The organism is Hydrogenovibrio sp., assembly GCF_049975065.1.
Taxonomy (GTDB): domain Bacteria; phylum Pseudomonadota; class Gammaproteobacteria; order Thiomicrospirales; family Thiomicrospiraceae; genus Hydrogenovibrio.
On the sequence record NZ_JBNGDN010000013.1, the window covers coordinates 21435 to 30321 of the forward strand.

At 50.3% G+C, this 8887-nt stretch carries 12 protein-coding genes and 1 pseudogene; 10 read left to right on the forward strand and 3 right to left on the reverse strand.

Annotation, left to right across the window (positions count from 1 at the left end; genetic code table 11):
* Positions 1–33: 33 nt before the first annotated feature.
* On the reverse strand, positions 34–603 hold the full coding sequence (locus tag ACP5D0_RS03335; protein ID WP_472364158.1) for a TonB-dependent receptor plug domain-containing protein: 570 nt from the start codon (positions 601–603) through the stop codon (positions 34–36).
* A 202-nt stretch (positions 604–805) separates the two neighbouring features.
* Between ACP5D0_RS03335 and ACP5D0_RS03340 the strand changes: the two genes are divergently transcribed.
* The 10 genes and pseudogenes from ACP5D0_RS03340 (at position 806) to ACP5D0_RS03385 (ending at position 7517) form a co-directional block, all read left to right on the forward strand.
* On the forward strand, positions 806–1357 hold the full coding sequence (locus tag ACP5D0_RS03340) for a HugZ family pyridoxamine 5'-phosphate oxidase (protein ID WP_472364159.1): 552 nt from the start codon (positions 806–808) through the stop codon (positions 1355–1357).
* 222 nt (positions 1358–1579) lie between these two features.
* Positions 1580–2623, forward strand: a pseudogene (locus ACP5D0_RS03345) (porin).
* A gap of 40 nt (positions 2624–2663) precedes the next feature.
* Positions 2664–3164 (forward strand): ferritin, encoded by a 501-nt coding sequence (locus ACP5D0_RS03350; protein ID WP_472364160.1) that lies wholly within the window; start codon positions 2664–2666, stop codon positions 3162–3164.
* Between the two features lie 137 nt (positions 3165–3301).
* Positions 3302–3637: a type II toxin-antitoxin system HicA family toxin gene (locus tag ACP5D0_RS03355; RefSeq protein ID WP_472364162.1), complete on the forward strand. Its 336-nt coding sequence runs from the start codon at positions 3302–3304 to the stop codon at positions 3635–3637.
* Positions 3634–3969 carry a type II toxin-antitoxin system HicB family antitoxin gene (locus ACP5D0_RS03360; protein ID WP_472364163.1) on the forward strand — a complete coding sequence of 112 codons (336 nt, stop codon included), beginning with the start codon at positions 3634–3636 and terminating at the stop codon, positions 3967–3969. The genes ACP5D0_RS03355 and ACP5D0_RS03360 overlap by 4 nt, the downstream gene beginning before the upstream one ends.
* A gap of 30 nt (positions 3970–3999) precedes the next feature.
* Positions 4000–4596 carry a cupin-like domain-containing protein gene (locus ACP5D0_RS03365; RefSeq protein ID WP_472364164.1) on the forward strand — a complete coding sequence of 199 codons (597 nt, stop codon included), beginning with the start codon at positions 4000–4002 and terminating at the stop codon, positions 4594–4596.
* Position 4597: 1 nt separating this feature from the next.
* A complete protein-coding gene (locus ACP5D0_RS03370) occupies positions 4598–4885 on the forward strand; it encodes a JmjC domain-containing protein (protein WP_472364166.1) in 288 nt (95 codons plus the stop codon).
* 13 nt (positions 4886–4898) lie between these two features.
* Positions 4899–5852, forward strand: a complete 954-nt coding sequence (locus tag ACP5D0_RS03375; protein WP_472364167.1) for a DUF3616 domain-containing protein — start codon at positions 4899–4901, stop codon at positions 5850–5852.
* A 143-nt stretch (positions 5853–5995) separates the two neighbouring features.
* Positions 5996–7207 (forward strand): ATP-binding protein, encoded by a 1212-nt coding sequence (locus tag ACP5D0_RS03380; RefSeq protein ID WP_472364168.1) that lies wholly within the window; start codon positions 5996–5998, stop codon positions 7205–7207.
* Positions 7208–7325: 118 nt separating this feature from the next.
* Entirely contained in the window at positions 7326–7517 is a 192-nt protein-coding gene (locus tag ACP5D0_RS03385; RefSeq protein WP_472364169.1) for a hypothetical protein, read from the forward strand.
* 4 nt (positions 7518–7521) lie between these two features.
* Here ACP5D0_RS03385 and ACP5D0_RS03390 read toward each other — a convergent pair whose 3' ends face one another.
* Positions 7522–8442, reverse strand: coding sequence for a lipid A deacylase LpxR family protein (locus ACP5D0_RS03390; protein WP_472364170.1), 921 nt, complete (start codon positions 8440–8442; stop codon positions 7522–7524).
* A gap of 112 nt (positions 8443–8554) precedes the next feature.
* The coding region (locus ACP5D0_RS03395; protein ID WP_472364171.1) for a sulfite exporter TauE/SafE family protein at positions 8555–8887 on the reverse strand (333 nt) is incomplete at its 5' end.

Below are 8887 nucleotides of genomic sequence, written 5' to 3' on the forward strand. Positions count from 1 at the left end.
ACTTCAAACACACCGGTCTTTTTCGCCAGCGGATTATCCTGTTCGCTCTGATCGCATGATTTCAATGCGCTCCACGTCGCCAATCGCCACTTGCGTGACATCCACCGTGGAACCGGTGCTGGGCGACACCGGGTTGCCGTCCACCAGAATCAACACCCGATCCGGGTCAAACCCCTGAATCCACACCCCTTCGCCGGTTTTGCCACGAATGGGCTTCAGTTGAATGCCCGGCACATAGCGCAGCGCCTCGGCGAGGTTACGCGCATGGGTTTTTTCCACTTCTTCGCGCGTCACCACCGTGGTTTGCACTGGCACCTCCTCCAAGCGTCTCGGTGTGCGGGTCGCGGTGGTGATTTGCACCGCTTCCAATTGCGTTTCACCGCCGTGCGCTTCCTTACCAGGCGCCTGCCCCCAAGTCAGGGTCGGCATCAGCCAGACCAAAAGGCTCAAACACAGGCGATGACGTTTTTTGCCCATGCAAACCGAGGGCAAACACGCTCGCGACGGATAACACGGCGGATACCGCTTTTTATCGCCTTGACTCAGTTGACAAGCGAGTGTCATAGCGTCGGGTTGCGTCTGCCGTTTCAATTTGGACTTCATGAATTGCGCTCTAAAAAGTTAAATAAGATGATTGATAATGTTGATAACTATTATCATTCTTTTTATAGTTAACTCAATGTCAAGATGAGCGGACAAAAAAATCGGATGATTTTTAAAGCGACTCAAGGCACAATGAAGTCAACCAAAATGGATGACACCACGCAATGACACCCACGCAGCATCCACAGCATGAGGAGACAACATGACCCGCGAGACCCAAAAACCCCTGAACGGAATTTACACTGAATTCAATGACTTTATCGACAGTCACCAGAGCGTGGTGATGGCCACCCTCAACAAAACCGCCGAGCCGGAAGCCAGCTACGCACCGGTGATGCGTAATAACGGACGTTTCTATATTTACATTTCAGAACTCTCCAACCACACCTTCAACCTGATGGAAGATCCCCAGGCCAGCCTGCTGTTTATCGAACCGGAAAACGAAGCCAAACACCTGTTTGCCCGCAAACGCGCCACCCTGAAAACCCGAGCACGTCATATTCAGCGCACGGAAGCCGAATGGGAGACTCTAATGACGCAGCTTGAAGACAAATTCGGCGAAATCATTCAAATGCTCAAACCGCTGGAAGACTTTCATCTGTTTGAACTCACGCCCTTGTCCGCCGGCTACGTGCGCGGTTTCGCCCAAGCTTACAAACTGGAAGGCGACGACCTCTCCGATGTCACCCACTTAAACGAAGGGGGGCACGGTAAAAGTCGCGCTGGCAAGGATTCCGTCGAGAAATCGGCTTAATCTCAAACTCAACACTGAACCCAAAACAGGACTTTCCGTGCCGTCATGCAAACGTCATCCGAACACCCCGAGGCTTGCGTACAATTCGCAAATCGCATTATATGGAGCCTCATGAATATGCTTAGGAACACGCTTATACGCCCAAGCACTGGACGACTGACACGTGACTTGCAGGGTTTCAATTGGAAGAGACCGTCAATGGGCATTTGGATTGGATTCTGGATGCTGACGGCCAGCAGCGTCGCCATGGCGGAAGCGCCGCGCGTCTATGGCTACCTGAATCTATCCGTGGATCAGACGGACACCCATGATCGCCAAGGCAACAAGGTCAAAGTGGATTCGGGCACTCAAATCCATAATCGCACCTCGCATTTGGGGGTAAAGGGGCAGCAAACACTGACCCCGTCGCTCACAGCGATTTACCATTTGTCCTATGAGATCCAGATTGACGGCGAGAAGGACGCCCTGACGGCGCGTGACCAATTTGTGGGCTTGACGAGTTCGTTTGGCACATTGTTAGCGGGGCGTCACGATACCCCACTGATGATGTCGGCACCGGACGATTTATTCGATAACGGCATTTTGTCCGACCACGGCCCCATGGCCGGGGGGCTTGGAGTCTACAGCGAGTCCGGCGAATACCGTGCCCCCAGCACCCTGCTGTAGCAGTCGCCCTCATTTGGCGGCCTGGCCCTGCTGGCGGGGCTGGCACCGGCCAGTCAGGACAACCCACAAGACAACCTACAAGACAACCAGAACACCGAAACCGCGCTGGACGATCTCATGTCACTGGCCTTCACCTATGATAACCACAAGACAGGCCTTTACTTGGCCGCCGCTTATAACCATTGGCAATCGGCCAATTTTACTTCAGGCGGCTCGGCGGAAGAGGTGCGCTTATCGGCGCAATACCAGCAAAACGGATTCATCGGAAATTTACTGGTGCAACACTTTGGCGGCAAAGCGCTCAAAAACACTTACCAAGCGGGAGACAATGTACAATTGCAATTAGGCTATCAATTTGAACGCTGGTTGCCCAAGTTGAAAATCTCACAGGTCAATCGCACGCAAGCCAATGGCGAAGCCTTTCAAGATTCGACTAACACTGCCATCGGCTTGAATATCACATTGGGCAAGGCGACCATTGGCTACGTAGAGTTCGCGCGCCTAGACAAAACCGCCACCGCCAATGACGAGGTGGCCGCCGGAGAATCCGACCACTCGAATCAAAGCGCCTACTCCATTGGCCTGATTCACGAGTTTTAAACAATCAATCGCAAACGATCATGACACAAGGAGAAACACCATGTTAAAACCTGAAATCGCACAATTACTCAATAAACAAGTCAATGCCGAATTCTATGCTTCAAACACTTACCTGCAACTGAGCGCCTGGTGTGAAGGTGCGGGACTGGAAGGCTCCGCCAAATTCTTCCGTGACCACAGTCTGGAAGAACGCACCCACATGGACAAAATTTTCGACTACATGGCCGAGTGCAGCGCCCCAGTGACTTTGGAAGCGATACCGGCGCCGCCAAACCAATTCGACAACCTGATGGAAGTCATCAATGCGGCTTACCAGCACGAATTGAAAGTCACCGCCATGATTCACGACATCGCCAATGCGGCCTTTGACATCAAAGACTACACCACCTTCAACTTCATCGAATGGTTCATTGCCGAGCAACACGAAGAAGAAGTGCTGTTCGGTAAAATCCTCGCCAAAGCGGAAATGCTCGGCTTCACTGGCCAGCCGGGTCAACAACTGCACATTATGGACAACTACCTGCGCATGGTGAAACAATAATCGCCACCCCGCTCACACACCATTCGACCAGGCCTGGCAAAATCACATTTTCACCAGGCCTGGCCGACTTACCTTCCCCACTCAACGATTTTTCCTTAGACTCATCCACTCGCTCATTCACTCGAAGGATGAACCGAGTGCCGCCCTTGAGTTCAAGAAGTTATGCTCAACTTGCACCAATAGGATCAAGCAACTATAATCAGTTGCAAAAGACGGCTAAATGTATACTTATGACCCAACAACAAAAATTGATTGAAAAATTTAAAGCGGCGAAAAAGACATTTAAATGGAATGACCTTGTGGCCGTTTTAACAGCGCTTGGGTTTGAGCAAATCGAAGCCGCTGGCTCTCGGGTTCTGTTTAGCCGTAACGGCAACGATATTCTGCTACACAAACCGCACCCTGGGAACGAAGTCAAAGCCTACGTTCTCAAACAAGTGAAAGAAACGCTAAAACAATCGGGGGACTTATGAGTCAATTTATGGAGTACAAAGACTATCTGGGAACCGTTGAATACAGTTCGGAAGACCACTGCCTTTATGGAAAACTCGCTTTTATCCGAGATTTAGTTAATTACGAAGCTCAGACGGTTACGGAACTGGAGCAAGCCTTTCAGGCGTCGGTGGATTATTATCTGGAAAGCTGTAAAAAACGTGGCAAAAAGCCCGACACGCCGCTCAAGGGGGGATTCAATGTCCGCATCAGTCCAGAGCTGCACCGTAAAGCCGTGATGGCCGCTGGTGAGAAAAGCTTAAATTCGTTCGTGGCCGAAGCGATAGAATACCGTTTAGCCCACTTAAATTAATCCCTTTGCCACCCTGCAACAGAACCGAACATGAAAAGCCACCGCCCAATTGCAACGCTGGATACCCTATCGAAAGCCGAGTTTATCCGCCAGTTTAAGCAACCGGAACAGCCGGTTAAGATTCAGCACTTGACCGACACCTGGCCTGCCCGGCAAAAATGGTCCCTTGACTATTTCAAAGCCGTGGCGGGCGATCGAATCGTACCGCTCTACGACAGCCAGCCCTCCAAAAACCGCAAGCATCAGCACGCCCCAGCGACCAAAATGCCGTTGGCCGACTATCTGGACAAACTGCAGGCCGGGGAAAACGATTTACGCCTGTTTTTTTACAACATCCTGCAAGAAGTACCGGAACTGGCCGCCGACTTCGACTACCCGGACATCGGCCTGCCGTTTTTCCGCAAACTGCCGGTGCTGTTTATGGGCGGCACCGGCGCCAAGGTGCAGATGCACTACGACATTGATCTGGCGGATATTTTCCTGTGTCATTTCGGCGGCCAAAAGAAGGTCATGCTGTTTCCGCCCGACCAAACGCCCTTGATGTACAAAGTGCCTTTTTCATTCAGCAGCCTGTTCGACGTCAACTACCGCACACCGGAGCTCGAAAAATACCCGGCGCTGCAATAACTTGCAAGGCTATGAAACCGAACTCAATCACGGCGACATTTTGTATATTCCACCCGGCTGGTGGCATTTCATTGAATACGAAGAACTGAGTTTTTCCATGGCCTTACGCGCCTTTCCGCGCCGCCCGAAACACCTCGCCGCCATGCTGAAAAACTTACTATGGACCCGCAGTGTGGAAGGCTTGATGCGCAAGACCATCGGCCAGGCCTGGAACGATCGCAATGAAAAACGTGCGGTACAGAAGACGCATCGCTATCTGGCACAGTATCTCGCCAAACACCCTCAATAAAAGGATAAGACGCATGCGCCGCTTTACCAGCCTCCTATTTTTACTCGTCAGTTTCACGGTTTCAGCGGGCGATACAACGCCTAAAATAAACGGTTCCTTGTCCATAGACCCGGACAATATCAGCGGTCTGGTCATCACCGACCGTTTTATGGCCTTAGCCACCGACGAAGGCACCGCCCTGCAAATTCTGCCCAAGCGAAACGGCGTTTACCAAGCCGAAGCGTCCGGCAAACTCACCTTGACCGACTCGCCGGATGAACTGGATCTGGAAGGCCTGGCCTGGCAAAAACCCTATCTTTACGCCATCGGCTCCCATTCCAAAAAACGCAAGAAAATCAAACCGGGCGCTTCGGACAAAAAGAACCTGAAACGCCTCACGCCCATTCACGACGAACCGTCGCGCAATGTTCTGTTTCAAATCGAACTCAGCGACACCTTAGAAGTCGTCAGCCTCAAACACCTGAACTTGCTGCCGAACATTCACGCCAACGAAATGCTCGCCCCCTTTACCGCCCTGCCCAGCAAGGAAAACGGCATTGACATTGAAGGCCTCGCCGTTACCGAAAAGCATCTATTCGTCGGCTTTCGCGGCCCGGTATTTCGCGGCAATCTGGCGGCCATTCTGAAATTCGATTTAAATAAAAAGGCCTTTGCATTAAGCGATGCCAAATTACGATTGGTGAACCTGAACGGACTGGGCATTCGTGACATGATGGCCTTTGAAGACCAAATTTATCTGCTGTCCGGCCCGGTCAATGAGGTGCCGAACCAGTATCAAGTGCACGCCTGGAACGGCAAAACAGAATTTTCGCCCTGGACGCCGCTGTTAACACTGGACACCCCCAAAGGCAAACCGGAAAGCCTGGTGGTGCAGAAACAGGCAAAATCACCAGGCCTGGTGTTTTTGATTGCACAGGATGGATTAAAAAACGGTGGCCTGAGTGTCTATCAAGCGGACACCGATTAAACCTATGCTGACCTGGAAACGCCGCCTAGCGGATACCATTAAAATAGCGTGTTCAACTGTTGAACGAATTCTTAGAAAAAACCATTATGCTAAAACTCAATTTTAAGTAAAATGGTTTTTACTAATTGTGCGCGGAATGAAAAATGGAACAAATTCTTTTAAAAGCAAGACAACTCTATGCCGCCCTGCAAAACCGAAAACTGCCAACCTATGAGCGAGAAATCCTTGCCCATGTTGAAGCGAGTTCGGCCAGAATTCTTGGAATATACGGTTCCCGTGGTGTCGGCAAAACGACTTTAATGCTGCAATGGCTTAAAAAGCAAAACCTGCCAATCAGTGAAACGCTCTACATTTCTTGCGATCACCCAGCGTTTAGCGATATCGACTTGTTCGATATGGCGCAGTACTTTGAACAGTATGGCGTGAAAGTACTGGTCATTGATGAGATTCATCAGGCCAGAGGCTTTGAGCAAGCACTGAAATCCATCTATGATTATTTATCTTTAAAGGTCGTATTTTCTGGCTCTTCTGCGATTTCACTGACCAGTCCTGATTTCAGTCGGCGCTTCTCAATGTTTGCGCTCAGCCAACTGTCATTTAAAGAATCGCTCGAATTGCAATACGGGATGCCATTACCTGTATTGAGCTTAACGCAAATAACCGAGTCACCAATGGATCACGCCGTTGAGATCATTCAGGCTTTAGGTCATCGAAAGGTGTTGCCGTTGTTTGATGCCTACTTACAAAAAGGCGCTTACCCTTTTTATTTCGAAGATCCCGGCAATTACCAGCAACGATTAGCCGACACCATTAATTTAGTGGTGCAAATGGAGTTGGGTAGCCTGTTTCATATCCAACACGACAAAATTGATTTATTGAAAAAGCTATTAGTTGTCATTTGCCGCTCACAACCGCTCGAGTTGTCAATTGAAAAGATTACAACGAGTGTCGAATTATCGAAACCGACGCTTTATAAATTTTTAAACTATTTAGAGCGTGGCGAGCTTGTACGACAAGTACCGCACGAATTAAAAAAATACAAAACGATTCGCAAAGCCGACACGCTTTATCTTTATCATCCCAATTTATTTAGCGCTTTATGTTTAGCGCCTGAAATAGGCACATTACGTGAAGCTTTTTTTGCTTCTCAACTGGGACGAAACCACCGAGTTGAATTTTGCGATCAAGGTGATTTTTTGATTGATGAAACATTCGTCTTTGAAATCGGCGGGCGTGGAAAAGACTTCTCGCAGTTAAAAAATCAAACACGCCCCTCCTATTTGGCTCTGGATGGCATGGAAGTAGGAAGTGAGCCAAAAATACCGTTATGGCTATTTGGTTTTTTGCCCGCTTAACCCGAATATTCCAATACTCCCTAACCCGAAGGTAACTTATTCGGGCTAGCCGCCCAGCAACACCCGCGCGATTTTATACAGCGCCCTCTCCTGCGTCGGTGCGCCATTTCACCCAACCTTGCCGTGCATAGGACAAGGCGGAAAACACACTTTTTCGACCTGGACGCCGCTGTTAACACTGGACACCCCCAAAGGCAAACCGGAAAGCCTAGTGGTGCAGAAACAAGCAAAATCGCCAGGCCTGGTGTTTTTGATTGCTCAAGACGGCTTGAAAAACGGTGGCATCAAAGCCTTTCAAGCAACTGATTAGATGACTAAAATGGCATTCCGAAATACAGGGAAGCAAACTTAAAGTGGTTTTCCGGCTGACCGCGATACACCTGCCCCAACACCGAACTGGAAAGCACAACATAAAAATGGTTAAAGCTTAAACCGCCACCGTATTGCGCCGCCGGAATGACCACGTTAGCAAACTCAATATTCGGATCATCTTCCGTAAAAGGGCGGCCATCAAGAAAGACATTATAAATGTCATACTTAGCCGAAACATCCGCAAACACAAACCACCCCAAACCCGATCCCATATCCACAACATGGTCTAAAGCATTCATGCGCATCACCGGGCGGGCACCGTCCGCATAATAGGCCCCAACCCCGAATGAAACAGCGGTTTCCGGCGAACCCGCCACAACCGACAAGGCTCCATACAACTGCCCGCCAGAATGCGATTGCGGCTCCGACAAAAACACCTGCTGATCGAAAGCTACCTGCAGCGTTGGTTGATCCGGCACCTGATGATCCCAGCCAGAAGCATTATCATTACCGATAATCGAGTGCAAACCGTTCTGAATTTCCTGACCGCCACTGCTCGGCCCCAACCAACCTAAACGGAGTCCCAGCACAGACTGATACCGGCCATATTGATAAAAACGTCGCAAATCGATGTGCGCCCAGCCACTGTTACCCGCACTGTCGTGGCGGGTGTCGCCATGCTTTTCCAACGTAAAAATCTGCATGGCCAAGCCGAGTTGATCTGTTTTTTGAACACCTTGCAACGCATCGCTGGATAAAGCCAGTCTTTCCAGCGGTGACGCCCACCCATCCACCAGGCCAATTCCAGTAGCATCTGTCCAGCGCACAATAAAACCACCGGTGTATTCCCGGTCGGTGCCGTATAGAATGTCGTTATCCAACTGCACCGACAAATCCGCCGCCGTCAGCGTGCAAGAAAACATCAGCCCGCCAAACATCATGCTGAAACGCTTTATCGTATTCAGGCTCTGAGCAATGGTTTGACTGAGCCTCCCCGTTCTCGCATTGTCGGCACACATTTATCAAAACCTTAGGTTAAAGCAGCCCCGGTAAATTCTTATACAGAATAAACACCCCGATCAGCACGAGGAACACGGAAAAAATGCGTTTTAACAGCCCTTGATCCACACGGCGGCTGACCTTGTGTCCCAGCCAGCCGCCGATAATGCCGAGCACCGAGAAGAGACCGACCACCTGCCAGTCGAGTTGCAGCTGCAAGGCGTCCAGTACATTGAGGTATTCGTAAAATCCTACAAAGGATTTCGCTGCGATAATCACCAGACTGGTGCCCACCGCCAACCGCATCGACAAACCGCCCAGCAACACCAGCGCCGGAATAATCAAAAAGCCGCCGCCGACACCGACCAG

Excerpts from the sequence above, each read along its gene's own strand:
- ACP5D0_RS03335 (WP_472364158.1), bottom strand. The coding sequence starts at position 603 with ATGAAGTCCAAATTGAAACGGCAGACGCAACCCGACGCTATGACACTC.
- ACP5D0_RS03375 (WP_472364167.1), top strand. The coding sequence starts at position 4,899 with ATGCGCCGCTTTACCAGCCTCCTATTTTTACTCGTCAGTTTCACGGTT.
- ACP5D0_RS03390 (WP_472364170.1), bottom strand. The coding sequence starts at position 8,442 with ATGTTTTCTTGCACGCTGACGGCGGCGGATTTGTCGGTGCAGTTGGAT.
- ACP5D0_RS03380 (WP_472364168.1), top strand. The coding sequence starts at position 5,996 with ATGGAACAAATTCTTTTAAAAGCAAGACAACTCTATGCCGCCCTGCAA.
- ACP5D0_RS03350 (WP_472364160.1), top strand. The coding sequence starts at position 2,664 with ATGTTAAAACCTGAAATCGCACAATTACTCAATAAACAAGTCAATGCC.
- ACP5D0_RS03340 (WP_472364159.1), top strand. The coding sequence starts at position 806 with ATGACCCGCGAGACCCAAAAACCCCTGAACGGAATTTACACTGAATTC.
- ACP5D0_RS03360 (WP_472364163.1), top strand. The coding sequence starts at position 3,634 with ATGAGTCAATTTATGGAGTACAAAGACTATCTGGGAACCGTTGAATAC.
- ACP5D0_RS03365 (WP_472364164.1), top strand. The coding sequence starts at position 4,000 with ATGAAAAGCCACCGCCCAATTGCAACGCTGGATACCCTATCGAAAGCC.